The following is an 18,992-nucleotide window of genomic DNA, read 5'->3' on the forward strand; positions in this document are numbered from 1 at the left end:
ATGCCGAGATCATACGTCACTGGACAGATCGGGCGCAGTCGCGCTAACCAGCGGAAAGCCGAGCAAGTTCAACACATAGTCAGACCTTCTTGATAAGTAAGATCGCTTGATGAGTAAGATCGATCCCACCGCGCGGGTGGAAGACGGCGCCGTGATCGGCGAGGGCACCGAGATCGGGCCGTTTTGCATCATCGGTCGCAACACCCGGATCGGAGCCAATTGCAAGCTGATCGGACAGGTCACCGTCATCGGTCATACATCGGTCGGGGACAATTGCGTGATCTCGCCGTTCGCGGTGCTCGGGGGCGCGCCGCAGGACCTCAGCTACAAGGGTGAGCCGACCACGCTCGAGATCGGTTCCGGCTGCATCATCCGCGAAGGCGCGACGATGAACGTCGGTACGGTCAAGGGTGGCGGGCACACACGCGTCGGTACCGACGGCTACTTCATGAACAACAGCCACGTCGGCCATGACTGCATGGTCGGCAACAACGCGATCTTCGCCACCTCGGCGACGCTCGGCGGGCACTGCGAGATCGGCGACGCCGTCTATATCGGCGGACTGTCCGCAGTGCATCAGTTCACCCGCATCGGCTCCTATGTGATGGTCGGCGGTCTGTCGGGTGTGCGCGACGACATCATCCCGTACGGGCTCGCCAACGGCCAATATGCGGTGCTGGAGAGCCTCAACCTGATCGGCATGAAGCGGCGCAAGTTCACCAAGCAACGGCTTGCGACCGTGCGGGCGTTCTACCAAAAGCTCTTCCATGGCCCCGGCACCTTCGCCGAACGGCTGGAGGCGGTGCGGTCCCTTGAGAGCGAAGACCCGGCGATCGCCGAAATCCTCGGCTTCATCGGCAAGGGCAAGCGTCCGCTCTGTCTTCCCTCCATCGAGAAGTGACGCTGCAATGGCCGCGGACATGACATCGGCGGCTCCTGGGATTTCATCACCGGTCGGCGTGGTTGCGGGTGGCGGCGCCATGCCGTTCGCGGTCGCCGAGTCGCTCGCCGCGCGCGGCATCACGCCGGTGCTGTTTCCGCTTCGCGGCGCCTGCGACCCGGCGCTGGTCGAGAAATTCCGCCACCGCTGGATCTCGGTCGGCCAGCTCGGCCGCGCCATGCGGCTGTTCCGCGAGGAGGGCTGCCGCGATCTGATCTTCATCGGCACGCTGGTGCGGCCCTCGCTCACGGAGATCCGGTTCGACATCAAGACGCTGCGGCTGCTCGGCAATGTCATCCGTGCTTTCCGTGGCGGTGACGATCATCTGTTGTCCGGCGTTGGGCGGATCCTCGAGCAGGACGGCTTTCGCATGGTCGGCATCAAGGACGTCGCGCCCGACCTGCTGATGCCCGAGGGTTGCATCAGCCGCGCTTGGCCGGCCGACAATGCCAAGGGCGACATCGAGCGCGGGCGCGCGGTGCTCACCGCGCTCGGGCCGTTCGATATCGGACAGGCTGCCGTGGTGATCGACGGTCATGTGGTGGCGGTCGAGGACATCGAGGGCACCGATGCGCTGCTGGCGCGGGTCGCGCGATTGCGCGAGGAGGGCCGTATCCGCGCCGCCACGGGGCGTGGCGTGCTGGTGAAGGCGCCAAAGACCGGGCAGGATCTGCGCTTCGACCTGCCGACGATCGGCCCGCGCACGATCGAAGGCGTTGCCAAGGCCGGCCTTGCCGGCGTCGCCGTCATCGCCGGCAACACCATCGCTGCCGAGCCGCAGGCGATGATCGCGCGCGCCGACGCCAAATATCTCTTCGTCGTCGGTCTGCCCGCATCATGATGCAGACCCGCGATCCCAAGCGAAAGATCTTCCTGATCGCAACGGAGGAATCCGGCGACCGGCTCGGCTCGGCGCTGATGAAGGTGCTGCGCCAGCGTCTTGGCGACGGTGTGCAGTTCGAAGGTGTCGGCGGCCGCACCATGGCGCGCGAGGGCCTCGAGACGCTGTTTCCGATCGAGGAGCTGTCGATCGTCGGGTTCGCCGCGGTGCTGCAGCAACTGCCCAAGATCCTGCGGCTGATCCGCGAGACCGCGGATGCCGTGACGGAAGCTGCACCCGACGCGCTCGTCATCATCGACAGCCCCGATTTCACCCACCGCGTCGCCCGCCGCGTTCGCGCGAAGAATCCGGAAATCCCTGTGATCGACTACGTCTCGCCCTCGGTCTGGGCCTGGCGGCCGGGCCGGGCGCGCGCCATGCTCGGCTATGTCGATCACGTGCTCGGTCTGCTGCCGTTCGAGCCGGAGGAGTACCGCAAGCTGAAGGGGCCGCCCTGCAGCTATGTCGGCCATCCCTTGATCGAGCAATTGCCCTCGCTGCGGCCGAGCCCAGACGAGCAAAAGCGCCGCGACAGCGAGCCGCCGGTGCTGCTGGTGCTGCCGGGCAGCCGTCGCAGCGAGATCCGGCACCATCTGGACCTGTTCGGTGCAGCGCTCGGCCGGCTGCAGGCCGAGGGCCGCGCGTTCGAATTGATGTTGCCGACCATGTCGCATCTCGAAGCCACCGTCCGCGCGGGCGTGGCGCGCTGGCCGGTCAAGCCGCAAATCGTGGTCGGCGAAAGCGAGAGGCGCGCCGCGTTCCGGATCGCGCGCGCAGCGCTGGCGAAGTCCGGCACCGTGACGCTGGAGCTGGCGCTGTCGGGTATTCCGATGGTAACGGCCTATCGTGTCGGCGCGATGGAGGCCTTCATCCTGCGCCGCGCGATCCAGGTATCCTCGGTGATCCTCGCCAATCTCGTGATCGGCAAGGACGTGATCCCTGAATATTTGCAGGAGGACTGCACGCCGGAGAAGCTTGCGGCTGCCCTGTCCGAAGTGCTGGCGGACACGCCGATGCGCCGGCAACAGGTCGAAGCCTTTGCGCAGCTCGACACCATCATGTCGACCGGCAACAAATCACCGAGCGTACTCGCCGCCGACATCGTGCTTGCAACGATGCGGAAAAGCCGACGTTAAAAGACGATCCTGTCGAGGGGCAAAGCGAAGCGTGCCCACGATTTTTCTCTACTGCAGACAGGTGGTGGGCACGCTATCGCTTTGCCCATCCTACGATACTTCCCGTGCCGTTAGGCTAGCCCGCCGTCGACCCGGAAACACTGGCATGTGATGCGCTGGCTCGCGTCGGAGGCGAGGTACAGCGCCATGTCAGCGATGTCGTCGGGCGTCACTGCATCGGGAATGGCCTGGCGCGTTCGTAGCTCGGTGATGGCTTGCTCATTCGGAAACCACAGCCGGCGCTGCCGCTCGGTGATCACCATCCCCGGCGCGATCGCGTTGACGCGGATGCGGTCGGCGCCGAACTTGCGGCCCAGCGAATTGGTGAAGCCGACGATCGCAGCCTTGGCTGCGGCGTAGACCGGCAGCGCCGGTGCGCCGCGCATCCAGGCCACCGAGGACATGTTGATGATCGAGCCGCCGCCGCGCGCCTGCATCTGCGGCACCACGGCTTGCGCGGCGAAGAAGACGTGCTTGAAATTGACTCCGATCATCCAGTCGAAGTCCGCCGGCGTCACGTCGGCCAGCACCTGGCGCTGGTCATTGGCCGCGTTGTTGACGAGCACCGCGGCATCGCCGAGCGCTGCGTGGACCTTCGCCAGTGCGATGCGCAAGGCGTCGACGTCGAGGAGGTCGCAAGGTACGAACAACGGTGCGGTGCCGGAGGTTTTTGCGACCTCCTGCGCCAGCGCTTCGCCGGCCTGCGTATCGATGTCGAGGAAGGCGACGCGGGAGCCCTGAGCGGCAAAGGCTCGCACAATGGCTGCGCCGATGCCGCTGGCGCCTCCGGTGATCAGCACCACGCGATCCGCGAGGCCGGCATAGCTCGTCTTGGTCATGCGATCAGTCGCTCCGTCTCGGGGTCGAACAGGCAGATGCGCCGGGTATCCAGCGCAAAGGTAGCGGTGGCGCCCGGCGTGGGCCGGATATCCGGCGAGATGCGCGCCTGAGCAGGCTCGCCGCCAAGCCGCAGCAGGACGATGGTCTCCGCGCCTGTGGGCTCGACCAGCTCGACCGGCGCGGTGACGATGACGGGCGCGCCAACGGCGCCGGAGAACACGCGGTCCCCCTCGGCGATGCATTCCGGCCTGATTCCGAGCACCACCTCGCGGCCGACATAGGACACGGCGGCGTCGTAGCCCTGCAGGCGCAGGCGGACCTCGTCCGGCCGGCCTGCGCCGATCACCACCACAGGGCCGCTGCCATCTGCCTCGAGCCGCGCCGGCATCGTGTTCATCGGTGGCGAGCCCATGAAGCGGGCGACGAACAGATTGGCGGGATAGCGGTACACCGTGTCCGGATCGGCGAACTGCTGCACCACGCCACGATGCATCACGGCGATGCGGGTTGCCATTGTCATCGCCTCGATCTGGTCGTGGGTGACATAGATGATGGTGGCGCCGATCCGCTGGTGCAGCCGCTTGATTTCCATCCGCATCTCGACGCGCAGCTTGGCGTCGAGATTGGAGAGCGGCTCGTCGAACAGGAAGAGCAGGGGATCGCGCACCAGCGCGCGCCCCATCGCCACGCGTTGGCGCTGGCCGCCGGAGAGCTGCGACGGCTTGCGGCCGAGCAGCGGCTCGATCTGCAACAGCCTGGCGACGTTCGCCAGCGCCTTCTCCTGCTCCGTCTTGGCGACGCCGCGGCATTCCATGCCGAAGGTGATGTTCTGGCGCACCGTCATCGACGGATAGAGCGCGTAGGATTGGAACACCATGGCGATGTCGCGGTCCTTGGGCGGGACGTCGTTGACCACGCGCCCGCCGATCTCGATGGTGCCGTCGCTGGCGCGATCGAGCCCGGCGACGATGTTGAGCAGCGTGGACTTGCCGCAGCCGGACGGTCCGACCAGCACGGTGAATTCGCCGCTCTCGATATCGAGATCGATGCCCTTCAGCACCTCCAGATTGGCGTAGCGCTTGGAAAGGGCGCGAATGCTCAGTGCTGCCATGACAAATCCATCATTTCACCGCGCCGGCGGTAAGGCCGCGAACAAAGTACCTGCCGCCGAAGAGATAGATCAGCAGAGTAGGCAGGGCTGCGATGATGACCGCCGCGCTCTGTACGCCATACTGCGGGATATCCGCGACCGCGGCAGACAGTGCGATCAGCGCGGCGGTGACGGGCTGCTGCTGGCCGGTCGTGAACGTCACGCCGAAGAGGAACTCGTTCCAGATATGCGTGAACTGCCAGATCACGGTGACGATCAGGATCGGAGAGGAGAGCGGCAGAATGATGCGCCAGAAGATTCGGAAGAACCCGGCGCCATCGATGCGCGCGGCCCTGATCAGCTCATGGGGAATGGCGACGTAATAGTTTCGGCAGAACAGCACGGTGAAGGAGAGGCCCTGGATCGTGTGAATCAGCACGAGACCTGTCAGCGTGTTGATGAGGCCGATGTCTCGCAGCACGATGGTCCAAGGTAAGAGGCGCATCTGCTGGGGGAGGAAGAGGCCGAGGGTGACGATGCCGTAGATCCAGTTGTCGCCGCGGAATCGCCAGAGCGACACGGCGTAGCCGGCGACAGCGCCGAGAAGGGTGGAGAGGATCGTCGCGGGAATCGTGATGAGGGTGGAGTTCAACATGTATGGCCGGATGCCGGCGCAGGTCTCGGCAACGCAGAACCCGCTCCAGGCCTTGGCGTAGTTGCTCCAGGCCAGTTGTTGCGGCCAGCCGATCATCGACCCCTGCGCAATCTCCTCGTTGGTCCGGAGCGAGTTCAGCACCACGACGACCAGCGGAGCGAGATACGCAGCCGCGAACAATGTCACGATGACATAAATCAGGATGCGGCTCGGAGCAAAACCTCGGTCACGCATGGGTGGCCCGCCGTCGCCGGAGATAGCGCCACGCTGCGTAGGGTAGCAGCACCGCGAGAAGGATGAGCAACATCAACACTGCCGCCGCCGCGCCGCGGCCGAGCTGGCTGCGCTGGAACATGAGGTCGTAGACGACCAAAGCCGGCAACTGGGTCGCGATCCCGGGCCCGCCGTTGGTGAGCGCACGGACGAGGTCGAACGCCGAGATCGCAAACTGCAGCTGAACGACGATGACGGTGATGGTGATCGGCCAGAGCGTCGGCAACACCACCCGCCAATAAGTTCGGATCGGCCCGGCGCCGTCGATCTGCGCGGCCTTGATGATGTCGGAATCGACGGAGCGAAGCCCGGCCAGGAAGAGCGCCATGGCGAAGCCCGAGGACTGCCAGATCGCAGCGATGACGATCGTCCAGATCGCCATGTCGCGGTTGACCAGCCAGTCGAAGTGGAAAGCGGTCCAGCCGAGGTCATGGACGAGCTTCTCGATCCCGATGCCGGGATTGAGCAGCCAGCTCCAGACCGTGCCAGTGACGACGAACGACACCGCCAAGGGATAGAGGAAGATGGTCCGCAGCACGTTCTCGCCGCGAATGCGCTGGTCGAGCAGGATCGCGAGCAGCAGGCCGGTGATCAAGCTGAGCAGCACGAAAGCGATGCCAAACAACAGCAGATTGTCGAAGGCGACCTGCCAGTTCCGCGACGCGAGAACCGCGGTGTAGTTGCGCAAGCCCACCCAGCCCGAGACCGGAACGAGGGTGGAGGGCGTGAACGAAATCCAGATCGTCCAGATCGAAAACGAAATGAGGTGCGCTGCCGACAGTAGCAGCGGCACCCAGATCATCAGAAATTCGGGCAGCCGGCGCACCGTCTCAGAGGTCGCCGACCGGCCCGGCCCTGTTGCTGTCGAGGCGACGTCGGTCAACGTGCGCCCTCGACGGCGTCGGCGAGGCGTGTGACCGCCTCTTCCGGCTTGATCGTCTTGTTCTTCACATATTCGGTGATGACGTCGATCATCGCGGCGGTCAGGCCGTTTTCCTGCGCCATGTTGTGCGCAACACTCAGGACGGCCTGGTTGCTGGCGACGGCGTCTTTCAGCGCCGCGGCCGTCCGCCGCTGGCCGTCCGACCAGCCTTCACCGGACAGATCGACATCGGTGCGCACGGGGATCGATCCCGTGATCTGCGAGTACATGGTCTGGATCGCCGGATCCATCACGAGCTGCGCCATCAACATTTGGCCGGCCTGCAGATCGGCCTCCTTGCGCTGCCAGAAGATGAAGGCATCGGCATTCAACAGGAACACCGGCTTGCCATTGTCGCTGGGGCCCGGAGCGATGACGTAGTCCTCAAACTTGAAACCGGCGTTTTTCAACACGCCCTGCGCCCAGCCGCCATTGATCAACATGCCCATGTCGCCGTCGACGAAGCGCTTCAGATTGACCGCATAAGGCTGCGCGCCGACATTGGGATCACACCAGTCGGCGATCTTGCGCGTCTGTGCGAAGGCTGCCTTGATTTCGGGCCCCTCCAGCGCCTTCTTGTCGAGATTCATGATGGCTGCGCGATATGCCGTCGGGCTGATGCCGGCGAAGGAGGCCTCGAATTTTTGCCCGTCATCGGGACGGGTGCCACCATTGGCGAGGGGATAAGCCATGCCGGCCGATTTCATCTTCTCGGCAAGTGCATTGAAGTCAGCCCAGGTGACGGGAATCTTGTCGGCCTTGGCCTTGTCCATCCCGCGCTTGGAGAGAAACAGCATGTTGGTGCTGTAGATCTGCAGCGGCAGGGCAATCCACTTGCCGCCCGGCTTGTGCAATTTTGCAAGGTCCGGCGCGACGACCTTCTCGTAGCCGGCAGCCGCGACCACGGCGTCAAGATCGACGGTCGGAGCAATCTTCGACCAGGCCGCAATCTCGGGGCCCTTGAGTTGCGAGCAGGCCGGCGGATCGCCTGCGATGATCTGCGCGCGCAGCTTGTTCATCATCTCGGTGGTGAAGCCGGGAACGGGCGAGTGCTGCCAAACGCCGCCTTTCTCCTCGAATTTCTTGCCGAGTGCGGTGATCGCCGCGCCGTCGCTGCCTGCTGACCATTGCGAGATCGCGGTGAGGCGGGGCTTGACCGCACCTTGCGCGCGGGCAAAGGCCGGCAGCGCGAGTGCGGCAGCAGATCCAGCGAGCAGACGACGCCTTGTTGTTGTGATCGGCATGGCAAGTTCCTCCCGGGTGTGAACTCTTTGGCGCGAGACGCGCGACATCAGATTATTTCAGGCGGCCTCCGTCGATGCGGCCGGCATGCCGCCGCTTCTGGTCAGGCAGAACGCGGCGAAGGCGAGGGCTGCCTGCGGGTCGTTCCCGTTCGAGGGCGGCACGAAGGCGACCGACACCTGCGCCAGCTTCCGGCCGCCCAGCAGGCAGGCGTCGATCCCGTCGATGACTGCCTTTCGATCCTCTTCGGCAAGATGCGATGGCCAGCCGCTGACGACGACGCCGCGGCAAGGCTTGACGTTCAGCGTGTTGCCGACGGCAAGGCCAAGCCTGAACAGCCGCTGACGCAATTCCCGGCGCACGCGCGATGTGAGGGGGATCGTGGTCACCCAATCAGGGCCAAGCTGAAGCAATTCCGTTTCGGTGGCGCGTAGCAGGTCGGCCAGTGCCGGCAGCGACGTATAGGCTTCGACACAGCCGTGATGACCGCAGCGGCAGCGAGGGCCATCGGTTCCGAACACCATATGGCCGAGCTCGACCGGGTCGAGCGCGTCGTCTTCGATTGGATCGTCAACCCAGGCGCCGGCGACGCCCTGGCCGACGAACACGAACAGATGTGCGTCGTTGAACGGATAGTTTTCCGTGCGGCAACGATGAAAGGTGGCGTGTGCCACCACCGAGTTGGTGAACGTGACTGGCACCTCCGTAAACAATTCGGCAAACATGTCGCCGATACGTCCGACGTCACAGGGAATGATCGGATTGCCTGATACGCTGAGGCGGCCGAGACCAGGAATGGTGATGCCGACCTGCGCGAGGGCGATCCGGCGGCGGCGCGTCCAGTCGCGCAGCAATGTCAGCGCCTCGCGAAATACCCGGCCGACGGATTCGATCGTCGGCTTCTTCGGCAGCGGCACGCGCTCGGTGTAATGCAGCTCGCCAGACAGACTGCCCACGCCGACGCTGAGCCATTGGCTGGTCAGCTCGAGCGCCCCAAGCGCCACGCTGTCGTCAAGTGAAACGAGACCCGTCGGGCCGCCGACATAAGGGGCAGGGCGCCGCACTTCCTCGATCAGGCCTTCGGCCTTCAGGTCAAACAGGATGCGCGACAGGCTCGCTTCCGACAGGCGTACGGCTCTCGCCAGCGGCGGCCGGAACGAGCCGCCCGACTGCAGCAAGTGAGTCAAAATGGCAGCGCGCGTCTGCCGCCGACTTCTCGGCTGCTCCGGCATTTCCATCCCTGTCGTCGTCATTCTTACTTAGTGTAAGAATTTGCGCGCGGAGCGTTTCGTCTGTCAAGCGCTCGTCGGCGCGATGCATGGACTTGTTGTTGTGCGCGGCAGCAAGATCGGAGCGTGCGACACTGCTCACGACAAACGCGTGACGTCGACGATGATCCGTTTGTGGTTGTCTGGGTCAACCAGAACGGGCAACTCGCTGCCTGGCGCGGCGCGGCTTTCGCGGCGGCTTGAACTGCTGAACGACATGCGCGTGACCGCTTCCCAGCCTGGTCCGCCGTTGGGGTCGTTTACCCGGACGGCAATGTTCCATGTCCCGCCCGGCGCGCTGCTCGGTTGCACCTCGTGTGCAGCCAACACCATCGCCGTGGCGGGCACCAGGCCGAGGGCCGCGGCGCCGCCGGCGAGCGCGATCTCAGTCTGTTGCGGCGTGAGGCCGTTGACCAGCGCCGGCGATGGCGCTGCGTGCTCGACCTCGCGCCAGGTGCGGGGAAAGGGATGGCGGCCGGGCGTGTCGGTCTGCTCCGCGCCCGTTGGCTCGCGGCGCAAATGCGCGGCGAGCCGTTCGGCGGCCTCTGGTTCGGTCGGCACCAGATCCCATTCAATCCTGAACCGCGAGGGGGCAGCCAGGTCCACGGTGACGGGAAGCGTCATCCCCGGGCGCGGCCATTTCGGCTTGGGCACGTCGTAACCGTTGTACCGCACGGCCGTCGCGGCCAGGCGCTCTGCAGTGATCACCCCGTCAATGTCGCATTTGGGGTAAAGAACCATCTCGCCGGCCGCGTCGGGGAATGGCGAGCAGGCTGTGACCTGCAACCATCCATCCACCGGGTTCGTGATCCGCATCCGCTTGCCCCGTGCTTTGCTCCGTCTGTCTGGCGTCTTGCCAAACAAAAACGGCGCCATCGTGAGATGGCGCCGTCTTGTGAGTCGTGTCGTTTGCAGACTTACTTGCGATCCTTCATCGCGACGTAGTCGCGGCGGGTGACGCCGGTGTAGAGCTGGCGCGGACGGCCGATCTTCTGCTGCGGATCCTCGATCATCTCGCTCCACTGGCTGATCCAACCGACGGTGCGGGCGACCGCGAACAGCACGGTGAACATCGAGACCGGGAAGCCCATCGCCTTCAGCGTGATGCCCGAATAGAAGTCGACGTTCGGGTAGAGCTTGCGGTCGATGAAGTACTGGTCGCTGAGCGCGATCTTCTCGAGCTCGAGCGCCACCTTCAGCATCGGATCGTCGCCATGGCCGGTCTCCTTGAGAACGGCGTGACACATCTTCTGCATGATCTTGGCGCGCGGATCGTAGTTCTTGTAGACGCGATGACCGAAGCCCATCAGGCGGACTTCGGAGTTCTTGTCCTTCACCTTGGCGATGAACTCGGGGATCTTGTCCACGGAGCCGATCTCGGCAAGCATTGCCAGTGCGGCTTCGTTGGCGCCGCCATGCGCCGGGCCCCAGAGGCAGGCGATGCCGGCGGCGATGCAGGCGAACGGGTTGGCGCCCGAGGAGCCGGCGATACGCACCGTCGAGGTCGAGGCGTTCTGCTCGTGGTCGGCGTGCAGGATGAAGATCTTGTCCAGCGCGTCAGCCAGCACCGGGTTGATCTTGTACTCCTCGCACGGCACCGCGAAGCACATGTTGAGGAAGTTCTCGGCGAAGGTGAGCGAGTTCTTCGGATACACGAAGGGCTGACCGACCGTGTACTTGTAGGCCATCGCGGCGAGCGTCGGGATCTTCGCGATCATGCGCATGGAAGCGATCATGCGCTGCTTCGGATCGTTGATGTCGGTCGAGTCGTGATAGAACGCGGCGAGCGCGCCGACCGAAGCGACCATGACGGCCATCGGGTGAGCGTCACGACGGAAGCCCTGGAAGAAGCGGGCCATCTGCTCGTGCACCATCGTGTGACGGGTCACGCGGTCGTCGAAATCCTTCTTCTGCGCTGCTGTCGGCAGGTTCCCGTAGAGCAGCAGATAGCAGGTCTCGAGGAAGTCGCCGTTCTCGGCGAGCTGCTCGATCGGATAGCCGCGGTATTCCAGCACGCCCGCATCACCGTCGATATAGGTGATCTTGGACTGGCAGCTCGCGGTGGAGGTAAAGCCGGGATCGTAGGTGAACAGGCCGGACTGGCCGTACAGCTTGCCGATATCGACGACATCAGGTCCGACGCTGCCGCTGTAAATCGGAAGATCGTAATTCTTGTTTCCGACCGTCAGCGTGGCGGTCTTATTGCTTGGTTTTGCGTCCATCGTAGGTCCCCGATGTGTGGTGAAACGGGCCGGAGCCGGAGTCCCCCAAGGGAGAAAATGGGGCAGGCCGGATGTTCCAGAATGTACGGGGGAGATGGGTATATTATTGCTGTGTGCGCTGCAAGATCACCCGCACGCATGGTCGACTTACGTCGTAGATTGATCCTTCAGCCGGGCGAGGCTTTCCTGGCGCCCGAGCACGTCCAAAACCTCAAATATACCAGGCGATGTGGTGCGGCCGGTCAGCGCGGCCCGCAGCGGCTGGGCGACGGCGCCGAGCTTGAGACTATTTTCCTCGGCAAAAGCGCGCAGCGCAGCCTCCGTGGCGCCGCCGCTCCAGGTCTCAACTTTCTCCAGCGCGGAATGAAGCTGGCCGATCAGCTTGCGGTTTTCCGGCGTCAGCAGCGCTGCTGCCTTGGGATCGAGCTGCAACGGCCGCTCGGCGAAGATGAAATAGGCGCCGTCGATCAGCTCGATCAGCGTCTTGGCGCGCTCCTTCAGGGCCGGCATGGCCTTGAGAAGCTGGGCGCGCGTGGTGTCGCTTAACTTGGCCTTAATCTCGGCGCGCGCGGGCACGACGTGGTCGAGCACGTCCTCGAACATCTTCACGAGCGATTGATCGTCGGCGTGACGGATGTAGTGGCCGTTGAGGTTCTCCAGCTTGGCGAAGTCGAAGCGAGCGGCAGCGCGGCCGACATTGGCGAGGTCGAACGCCGCGATCATCTCCTCGGTGGAGAAGATTTCCTGATCGCCGTGGCTCCAGCCGAGGCGGACGAGGTAGTTGCGAAGCGCGGCCGGGAGGTATCCCATTGCGCGATAGGCATCGACGCCGAGCGCGCCGTGGCGCTTGGAGAGTTTCGAGCCGTCCGGGCCGTGGATCAGGGGGATGTGCGACATGTTCGGCAGCGCCCAGCCCATCGCATCGTAGATCTGCTTCTGGCGCGCGGCATTGATCAGATGGTCGTCGCCGCGGATGACGTGGGTGACGCCCATGTCGTGGTCGTCCACGACCACCGCGAGCATATACGTCGGGTTGCCATCGCCGCGCAGAAGGACGAGGTCATCGAGGTTCTCGTTCTGCCAGACCACGCGGCCCTGAACTTGGTCCTCGATCACAGTCTCGCCGGTCTGCGGCGCACGGAGCCGAATGGTCGGCTTGACGTCGGACGGTGCGGTTGCGGGATCACGGTCGCGCCACATGCCGTCATAGAGGCGGGTGCGGCCCTCTGCGCGCGCCTTCTCGCGCATCGCGGTGAGCTCTTCAGCGGTGGCGTAGCAGCGGTAGGCCTTGCCGTCGGCGAGCAGCTGCTCGGCTACCTCGCGGTGGCGGGCGGCGCGCCTGAACTGGTAGATGACGTCGCCATCCCAGCCGAGCTCGAGCCATTTCAGCCCGTCGAGGATGGCGCCGATCGCGGCCTCGGTGGAGCGCTCGCGGTCGGTGTCCTCGATCCGGAGCAGCATCTTGCCGCCGTGCTTCTTCGCATAGAGCCAGTTGAACAGCGCCGTGCGGGCGCCCCCGATATGGAGGAAGCCGGTCGGCGAGGGAGCGAAGCGCGTGACGACGGAATCGGTCATTCTTGGCAGGGCCTATGCATTGGAAGCGGTGGTGTATAGCAGGAACGGGACATAACTAAAGCCCGGCGGCGGATGGCTTGCAGCCTCGCTTAACACTTGGCTCGGCGACGCGAATTTGGCAGAAGGGCCGCTGATTTCCCTACAGGATTTTCGTAATGACAGAACCGGTGGCGACTGAGGTTGGGCGCGATTTCATTCGTGACATCATCCAGGCTGACCTCGATCAGGCCAGGTACAAGGAGATCGTGACCCGGTTCCCACCGGAGCCGAACGGCTACCTGCATATCGGCCACGCCAAGTCGATCGCCCTCAATTTCGGCATCGCCCAGGAGTTTCCAGGCCGCTGCCATCTGCGCTTCGACGACACCAATCCGGTCAAGGAAGAGCAGGAATATATCGATTCCATCCAGGCCGACGTGCGCTGGCTCGGCTTCGACTGGGGCAAGAATCTGTTCTTCGCCTCGGACTATTTCGAGCGGCTCTATGAATGGGCGGAGAAGCTGATCCGCGACGGGCTCGCCTATGTCGACGACCAGACCCAGGAGGAGATCCGCCTCTCGCGCGGCACGCTGACCGAACCCGGCAAGAATTCGCCGTTCCGCGACCGCAGCGTGGACGAAAACCTCGACCTGTTCCGCCGCATGAAAGCCGGCGAATTCCCGAACGGCGCGCGCGTGCTCAGGGCCAAGATCGACATGAGCGCGGGCAACATCAATCTGCGTGACCCCGTGCTGTACCGCATCCTGCATGCGCATCATCCGCGCACCGGGACCAAGTGGCACATCTATCCGAGCTACGACTATGCCCACGGCCAGTCGGACGCGATCGAGGGCATCACGCACTCGATCTGCACGCTGGAGTTCGAGGATCATCGGCCGCTCTATGACTGGTTCATCGAGAAGCTGCCGGTGCCGTCCAAGCCGCACCAGTACGAGTTCGCGCGGCTGAACCTGACCTACACGCTGCTGTCCAAGCGCGTGCTGACCCAGCTCGTTCGCGACGGCCATGTCGCGGGCTGGGACGATCCGCGCATGCCGACCATGGCGGGCATGCGCCGCCGCGGCGTGCCGCCGGCCGCGCTCCGTGAATTCGTCAAGCGCATCGGCGTCGCCAAGGCCAACAGCGTGGTCGATGTCGGCATGCTGGAGTTCTGCATCCGCGAGGAGCTGAACCGCAGCTCGCAGCGGCGCATGGGCGTGCTGCGGCCGCTCAAGGTGGTGATCGAGAACTATCCGGAAGGGCAGACCGAGGAGCTCGAGGCGATCAATCACCCGGATGATCCCTCCGCCGGTACGCGCAAGATCACGTTTGGCCGCGAGCTCTATATCGAGCAGGACGACTTCATGGAGAATCCGCCCAAGAAGTTCTTCCGCCTGTCGCCGGGCAATGAGGTGCGGCTGCGCTACGCCTATTTCGTCAAGTGCACCGGCGTGATCAAGAACGACAAGGGCGAGGTGGTGGAGCTGCGCTGCAGCTACGATCCCGCGACCAAGGGCGGCAATGCGCCCGACGGCCGCAAGGTCAAGGCGACCATGCACTGGCTGCCGGCGGCGAATTCGGTGCCCGCGGAGATCCGCATCTACAACCAGCTCTTTGCCAACCCGAGCCCGGACGCCTCGAACTTCGCCGCCGATCTCAATCCGCAGTCGCTGGAGATCCTGTCGGACGCGCGGATCGAGGCATCGGTCGCCGAGAGCAATTCGACCGAGCCGATGCAGTTCGAGCGCCAGGGCTACTTCGTGCGCGACAAGGACTCGACGCCGGGCAAGCCGGTGTTCTCGCGCACCATCGGTCTGCGCGATACCTTCGCGAAGGAAGTTGCCAAGGGCTGAGGAAAGGCCATGCAGGACGGAGCCGACGCCATCGTTTCCGCCATCATCGCGAAATGGTGCGCCGGCTTCGCGACGCTCGATGCGGCCGCGCTGTCGTCGCTGTACTCCAAGAACGCGTTCTTCTTCGGCTCCAATCCAAAACTCTATCGGGGCAGGGATGGCGCTGCCGACTATTTCAACGGCCTGCCGCGTTGGCACAAGCCGAGCGCGGTGTTTTCCGAGGTGCAGGCGGCGCACGCGGGGCCGGATCTGATCAACATGGGCGCGACCATCTCATTTGATCTCGCCGGGGAGCGGCCGGATCTCGTGGTCAAGATGAGCTGGGTCATCATTCGCGAAGATGGCGACTGGAAGATCGTCAATCACCACGCTTCGGCGAAGGCGCCGCTGATTTGACGTAGGTGCTAGCACATCAGTTTCGTCATTCCGGGCTCGCGCCAAGTGGCGCGCCCCGGAATGACGATAGAAACGAACGAGCTCCCCCGGCGTTGATGTGGATCCAACCAATGGGATCCCGCCATGCAGAACATCGCAGAACACATGGAAGTCATCGGTGCCGACGGCGTCCATGTCGGCACGGTCGACAAGGTCGAAGGCAATCGCATCAAGCTGACCAAGAAGGACAGCGGCGAGGGCAGCCACAGGGGTCACCACCATTTCATCGACAAGGGCCTGGTCGCCGGTGTCGAGGGCAACAAGGTCCGGCTATCGGCCAAGGCGGATGTCGCCGTGACGATGGAAGAGGAAAAGTAGGGCTGCGGCCCCTCGTTCTCGATCTGTACCGCTATTCGACGGGCTGCACGTTCCGGTAGCTTCTGACCCCGTCGCGTATCGCAGGGTTGCTCAGGAATGGCGGAGCCGGGCCGGCCACAGCGCGCCTCGCAGGGGATCGCCGGGACGCCGATTGCAGGGACCTGGCCGACTGGCCGGACCGCGTCGGCCGGCGGCCTTGTGCCGGCAGGTTTTGACGTCTGGCCTTCGATCGTTGGGACGCTGCGCGAATGGGTGCGCGCCGAGGCCGGCGCTGGGCGGTTGTTCCCTTGGGTGCCCATCGCTTTCGGCTGTGGCATCGCGCTCTACTTCGCCGCTGATCATGAGCCGGTGCTGTGGGTCGCCGCCACGACGGCGGCGGCACTCACGATCGGCGCGGTGCTGTTGCGGCGGAGCCGGCTGTTTGCGCCTGCGATCATGACCGCGGCGGTCGCGGCCGGCTTTGCCATGGCAACGTGGAAGACGGCACGCATCGAACATGCCGTGCTCGCGAAGCCGCTCTATTCGGTGTCGCTATCGGGCTTCGTCGAGACTCGCGACATCCGCGAACGAACCGATCGGTTCGTGCTGCGCGTCACCGCGATGGAGGCGCAGCGCAGCGACGTGAAGCTCGATCGCGTCCGTCTCTCCGTGCGCAAGGGGACGGCGCCCGACGTCGGCAGCTTCGTGCAGTTGAAAGCGCGGCTGATGCCGCCGCTCGCACCATTGCGGCCGGGCAGCTATGATTTCTCGCGCGATATGTTTTTCCAAGGCATCGGCGCCTCCGGTTTCGCAATGGGGGCGATCACCGTGTCGGCGCCGCCCGCTGCCGGTGGCCTGCAGTTGCGCTACGCGGCCGTCATGCAGGGCCTGCGCGATGCGATCGATGCGCGCATTCGCTCTGTGCTCGACGGCGACAAGCGCGCGATCGCCACCGCGCTTCTGACCGGCCGCCGCGATGCAATCACCACGCCCGTCAACGACGCGATGTTCATCTCCGGTCTCGGCCATGTGCTGTCGATCTCCGGCTATCACATGGCCGTCGTCGCCGGCGTCGTCTTCTTCGCAGTCCGCGCGCTGCTGGCCCTGATCCCGGGACTGGCGGTCGGCTTCGCAATCAAGAAATGGTCGGCCGCCGCGGCGCTCATCGCATCCGCATTCTATCTGCTGCTCTCCGGCGCGGAGGTCGCAACGCAGAGATCGTTCTTCATGACCGCGGTGGTGCTGATCGCCGTGATGGTCGATCGCCGCGCCATCACGTTCCGCACCCTGGCCGTGGCGGCTTTGATCGTGCTTGCGGTTGCGCCGGAGGCGCTCGTCCATCCGAGTTTCCAGATGTCGTTCGCGGCGACGCTTGGGCTGGTGGCGCTGGTGCAGATCGGTATGCCGAACCTGTTTGCTTCGCCGGATCATTCGGCGACCGCGCGGATCGCGCTGTGGGGCGGCCGCGAGATCGCGATGCTGTTCATGGCCTCGATGATCGCGGGGCTCGCGACCACGCCCTATGCCGCCTTCCATTTCCATCGCGTCACGCCCTACGGCGTGCTCGCCAATCTCGGCGCCATGCCGGTGGTCTCGGCGCTGGTGATGCCGGCCGGGCTGTTGGGATTGCTCGCGGCACCGTTCGGGCTCGACGGCGTGTTCTGGTGGCTGATGGGGATCGGCATCGACTGGATGGTGGCGGTGTCGCGCTGGGTGGCCGCGCTGCCAGGCGCGGTCGGCCACATCGCAGCCTTCGGTACCGCGCCGCTGATCGCTGCCAGCCTCGGCCTCATCCTATTGGGTCTGTTGCGCACTCCGCTGCGCTGGTCGGGCGCGTTCGTGCTCATGGCAGCTGCCGTCTGGGGTCTGTCGGTCCGTCAGCCCGACATCCTCATCGCCGGTAACGGTCAAAGCGTCGCGGTGCGGGGCAGGGACGGGCAGCTGCATCTGATCAGGACCAGCAAGGACAATTTCCTGCTGAAGGAATGGCTAGCTGCGGACGCCGATCCGCGCGATGCCGGCAGCGCCTCGCTCGGTGACGGCGTGTCCTGCGACGAAATCGGTTGCGTGACGCCGCTCGCCGACGGCCGCATGATTGCGCTGGCGCTGCGCATCGACGCGCTGGCCGACGATTGCAGCCGTGCCGCGCTGGTGGTGACAGCCAGGCCCGCGCCGCCGGATTGCGCTGCGATGGTGGTCGATCGGCCGCGTCTTGCGCGTCAGGGTGCACTGGCGCTGACGCAGCGTGGTGACGGTTTTGCGATTGCGGCGGTGAAGGCGAGGGGCGCAAATCGCCCCTGGTCGCCGGCGGCGGCCGGCGATGGAGAATTCGAACAGACCCTCATGCCACGATCGACAGCTCCGCGCGCCAAAGACGCAACACCATCGGAGGCCGACCTTCAGGCCGAGGATTAAGGCCGTTGTCTCAGCCGATCGGCAGACGCGGGGGCGTCGTGCGGTTGTCGGCGATCACGCGCGGCTTCTGCTCGCGTTCGCCGAGCGGCTGGGTCACCGGCAGTTGCAGCACGGTCGCGCGCTGGCCTTCGACCAGCTGCGTCACCAGCACGTACTTGCCGTCGGGGAATTCGATCGCGTCGTGATGGCGATCGGGAATGTGCGGATCGATCTTGCCGAACTTGCCGACGCGCGAGTTGACAGTGCGGGTCCAGATCCAGCGATTATCGTAGCGGACGTTGTCGGCAAAGGCGAGCTCCGTTCCTGGAAGGAGGCAGACCGCGACCGACATGTCGGCTTCGGAGGCGAAGCCGCGCGTCGAGGTGCCGCGGAAGGTTGTCGTGACGATCGTCTCGCCCACTTCTGCGGGGCGCGTCGCGACAGCGTGCAGGCTGTAGTCACACATCGGGGTGCTCCTCAATCAGGATAGCGACCCACGCCTCTGTCTCGGACGCGCAGGCCCCTATCAGAGTGGAAGTCTGCGATCTTATGCTTGTTTGTGGGCAAATCTGCGGCTCGCATCCGCAGCGCGCGATCACATTATCTTTTTCAAATGCACGAGGAACAAAGCTTGCTCTCGCGCATTCGGAGAGCGCGTTGCCTCAGCGGCCAGCAGGTGCCGACCAGCCCGAATATTGCCAGCCCGGTTGCGACGGCTGCTCGACGGCGTTGCGGGCATTGCGGAATTGCTCGCTCGTCGCCTGCGGTGCCTTGCGGGCGTGGTGCTGCGCAGCCAAGGCCTGCGACGCTGATGCTGCGATCAGCGCCATCGCGACGGTGCTCAAAATGATCTTGCGCATGGTTGTCTCCTCGGTCTCTCAAAGGCCTGCGAAGCGACGCGTGCTTCGTTGCGGCGTACCGAGGATGTCGCGCTGGAGAGGGGGCCGGATAA

Annotated in this window: 18 protein-coding genes; 7 read left to right on the top strand and 11 right to left on the bottom strand. The window is 64.7% G+C overall.

The annotated features are described in order from the left end of the window. Nucleotides 1-109: 109 nt before the first annotated feature. The 3 genes from lpxA to lpxB are packed head-to-tail and all read left to right on the top strand — an operon-like array spanning nt 110 to nt 2,956. Nucleotides 110-901 carry an acyl-ACP--UDP-N-acetylglucosamine O-acyltransferase gene (lpxA, locus tag JQ587_RS04960; RefSeq protein ID WP_212424562.1) on the top strand — a complete coding sequence of 264 codons (792 nt, stop codon included), beginning with the start codon at nt 110-112 and terminating at the stop codon, nt 899-901. 19 nt (nt 902-920) lie between these two features. After that, on the top strand, nt 921-1,781 hold the full coding sequence (locus tag JQ587_RS04965) for an LpxI family protein (protein ID WP_212424742.1): 861 nt from the start codon (nt 921-923) through the stop codon (nt 1,779-1,781). Beyond that, the gene (gene lpxB / locus JQ587_RS04970) at nt 1,778-2,956 is read left to right on the top strand and encodes a lipid-A-disaccharide synthase (protein WP_212424563.1); all 1,179 of its coding nucleotides are present in this window, start codon (nt 1,778-1,780) and stop codon (nt 2,954-2,956) included. Before JQ587_RS04965 ends, lpxB begins: the two co-directional genes overlap by 4 nt. Nucleotides 2,957-3,066: 110 nt before the next feature. Here the strand turns inward: lpxB and JQ587_RS04975 are convergent, their stop codons facing one another. The 9 genes from JQ587_RS04975 to gltX all read right to left on the bottom strand — a co-directional run bounded on the left by JQ587_RS04975 (nt 3,067) and on the right by gltX (nt 13,082). After that, nucleotides 3,067-3,834: an SDR family NAD(P)-dependent oxidoreductase gene (locus JQ587_RS04975; RefSeq protein ID WP_212424564.1), complete on the bottom strand. Its 768-nt coding sequence runs from the start codon at nt 3,832-3,834 to the stop codon at nt 3,067-3,069. Next, nucleotides 3,831-4,946 (bottom strand): ABC transporter ATP-binding protein, encoded by a 1,116-nt coding sequence (locus JQ587_RS04980; RefSeq protein ID WP_212424565.1) that lies wholly within the window; start codon nt 4,944-4,946, stop codon nt 3,831-3,833. The genes JQ587_RS04975 and JQ587_RS04980 overlap by 4 nt, the downstream gene beginning before the upstream one ends. 10 nt (nt 4,947-4,956) lie before the next feature. After that, nucleotides 4,957-5,814, bottom strand: coding sequence for a carbohydrate ABC transporter permease (locus JQ587_RS04985; RefSeq protein ID WP_212424566.1), 858 nt, complete (start codon nt 5,812-5,814; stop codon nt 4,957-4,959). Further along, a complete protein-coding gene (locus tag JQ587_RS04990; protein ID WP_212300866.1) occupies nt 5,807-6,736 on the bottom strand; it encodes a carbohydrate ABC transporter permease in 930 nt (309 codons plus the stop codon). Before JQ587_RS04990 ends, JQ587_RS04985 begins: the two co-directional genes overlap by 8 nt. Then, complete coding sequence (locus JQ587_RS04995; protein ID WP_212300865.1) at nt 6,733-8,019, bottom strand: ABC transporter substrate-binding protein; 1,287 nt, start codon at nt 8,017-8,019, stop codon at nt 6,733-6,735. The genes JQ587_RS04990 and JQ587_RS04995 overlap by 4 nt, the downstream gene beginning before the upstream one ends. Nucleotides 8,020-8,076: 57 nt before the next feature. After that, complete coding sequence (locus JQ587_RS05000) at nt 8,077-9,255, bottom strand: ROK family transcriptional regulator (RefSeq protein ID WP_212424743.1); 1,179 nt, start codon at nt 9,253-9,255, stop codon at nt 8,077-8,079. Between the two features lie 129 nt (nt 9,256-9,384). After that, nucleotides 9,385-10,161 carry a hypothetical protein gene (locus tag JQ587_RS05005; protein WP_212424567.1) on the bottom strand — a complete coding sequence of 259 codons (777 nt, stop codon included), beginning with the start codon at nt 10,159-10,161 and terminating at the stop codon, nt 9,385-9,387. A 41-nt stretch (nt 10,162-10,202) separates the two neighbouring features. Further along, nucleotides 10,203-11,507, bottom strand: a complete 1,305-nt coding sequence (gltA, locus tag JQ587_RS05010; RefSeq protein ID WP_212300864.1) for a citrate synthase — start codon at nt 11,505-11,507, stop codon at nt 10,203-10,205. Nucleotides 11,508-11,654: 147 nt separating this feature from the next. Beyond that, nucleotides 11,655-13,082 (bottom strand): glutamate--tRNA ligase, encoded by a 1,428-nt coding sequence (gene gltX / locus JQ587_RS05015; protein WP_212424568.1) that lies wholly within the window; start codon nt 13,080-13,082, stop codon nt 11,655-11,657. A 155-nt stretch (nt 13,083-13,237) separates the two neighbouring features. Here gltX and JQ587_RS05020 point away from each other — a divergent pair, with 155 nt between their 5' ends. The 4 genes from JQ587_RS05020 (at nt 13,238) to JQ587_RS05035 (ending at nt 18,061) form a co-directional block, all read left to right on the top strand. Next, a complete protein-coding gene (locus tag JQ587_RS05020; RefSeq protein WP_212424569.1) occupies nt 13,238-14,914 on the top strand; it encodes a glutamine--tRNA ligase/YqeY domain fusion protein in 1,677 nt (558 codons plus the stop codon). Between the two features lie 9 nt (nt 14,915-14,923). Beyond that, entirely contained in the window at nt 14,924-15,310 is a 387-nt protein-coding gene (locus JQ587_RS05025; protein ID WP_212424570.1) for a nuclear transport factor 2 family protein, read from the top strand. Nucleotides 15,311-15,433: 123 nt separating this feature from the next. Next, the gene (locus tag JQ587_RS05030; protein ID WP_057756031.1) at nt 15,434-15,667 is read left to right on the top strand and encodes a DUF2171 domain-containing protein; all 234 of its coding nucleotides are present in this window, start codon (nt 15,434-15,436) and stop codon (nt 15,665-15,667) included. Nucleotides 15,668-15,763: 96 nt separating this feature from the next. Then, a complete protein-coding gene (locus tag JQ587_RS05035) occupies nt 15,764-18,061 on the top strand; it encodes a ComEC/Rec2 family competence protein (RefSeq protein WP_212424571.1) in 2,298 nt (765 codons plus the stop codon). Nucleotides 18,062-18,071: 10 nt separating this feature from the next. On the opposite strand, the gene JQ587_RS05040 is transcribed toward JQ587_RS05035, so the two are convergent. Then, nucleotides 18,072-18,506 (bottom strand): hypothetical protein, encoded by a 435-nt coding sequence (locus tag JQ587_RS05040; protein ID WP_212424572.1) that lies wholly within the window; start codon nt 18,504-18,506, stop codon nt 18,072-18,074. 196 nt (nt 18,507-18,702) lie between these two features. Next, the gene (locus JQ587_RS05045) at nt 18,703-18,900 is read right to left on the bottom strand and encodes a hypothetical protein (RefSeq protein ID WP_212300857.1); all 198 of its coding nucleotides are present in this window, start codon (nt 18,898-18,900) and stop codon (nt 18,703-18,705) included. Between the last annotated feature and the right edge of the window lie 92 nt (nt 18,901-18,992).

This window comes from Bradyrhizobium manausense, from assembly GCF_018130615.1.
In the GTDB taxonomy this organism is placed as follows: domain Bacteria; phylum Pseudomonadota; class Alphaproteobacteria; order Rhizobiales; family Xanthobacteraceae; genus Bradyrhizobium; species Bradyrhizobium manausense_A.

Bases quoted from the DNA above. Each gene is read 5' to 3' on its own strand.
- lpxA (WP_212424562.1), top strand. From the start codon at position 110: ATGAGTAAGATCGATCCCACCGCGCGGGTGGAAGACGGCGCCGTGATC.
- JQ587_RS04965 (WP_212424742.1), top strand. From the start codon at position 921: ATGACATCGGCGGCTCCTGGGATTTCATCACCGGTCGGCGTGGTTGCG.
- lpxB (WP_212424563.1), top strand. From the start codon at position 1,778: ATGATGCAGACCCGCGATCCCAAGCGAAAGATCTTCCTGATCGCAACG.
- JQ587_RS04975 (WP_212424564.1), bottom strand. From the start codon at position 3,834: ATGACCAAGACGAGCTATGCCGGCCTCGCGGATCGCGTGGTGCTGATC.
- JQ587_RS04980 (WP_212424565.1), bottom strand. From the start codon at position 4,946: ATGGCAGCACTGAGCATTCGCGCCCTTTCCAAGCGCTACGCCAATCTG.
- JQ587_RS04985 (WP_212424566.1), bottom strand. From the start codon at position 5,814: ATGCGTGACCGAGGTTTTGCTCCGAGCCGCATCCTGATTTATGTCATC.
- JQ587_RS04995 (WP_212300865.1), bottom strand. From the start codon at position 8,019: ATGCCGATCACAACAACAAGGCGTCGTCTGCTCGCTGGATCTGCTGCC.
- JQ587_RS05000 (WP_212424743.1), bottom strand. From the start codon at position 9,255: ATGGAAATGCCGGAGCAGCCGAGAAGTCGGCGGCAGACGCGCGCTGCC.
- JQ587_RS05005 (WP_212424567.1), bottom strand. From the start codon at position 10,161: ATGGCGCCGTTTTTGTTTGGCAAGACGCCAGACAGACGGAGCAAAGCA.
- gltA (WP_212300864.1), bottom strand. From the start codon at position 11,507: ATGGACGCAAAACCAAGCAATAAGACCGCCACGCTGACGGTCGGAAAC.
- gltX (WP_212424568.1), bottom strand. From the start codon at position 13,082: ATGACCGATTCCGTCGTCACGCGCTTCGCTCCCTCGCCGACCGGCTTC.
- JQ587_RS05020 (WP_212424569.1), top strand. From the start codon at position 13,238: ATGACAGAACCGGTGGCGACTGAGGTTGGGCGCGATTTCATTCGTGAC.
- JQ587_RS05025 (WP_212424570.1), top strand. From the start codon at position 14,924: ATGCAGGACGGAGCCGACGCCATCGTTTCCGCCATCATCGCGAAATGG.
- JQ587_RS05030 (WP_057756031.1), top strand. From the start codon at position 15,434: ATGCAGAACATCGCAGAACACATGGAAGTCATCGGTGCCGACGGCGTC.
- JQ587_RS05035 (WP_212424571.1), top strand. From the start codon at position 15,764: ATGGCGGAGCCGGGCCGGCCACAGCGCGCCTCGCAGGGGATCGCCGGG.
- JQ587_RS05040 (WP_212424572.1), bottom strand. From the start codon at position 18,506: ATGTGTGACTACAGCCTGCACGCTGTCGCGACGCGCCCCGCAGAAGTG.
- JQ587_RS05045 (WP_212300857.1), bottom strand. From the start codon at position 18,900: ATGCGCAAGATCATTTTGAGCACCGTCGCGATGGCGCTGATCGCAGCA.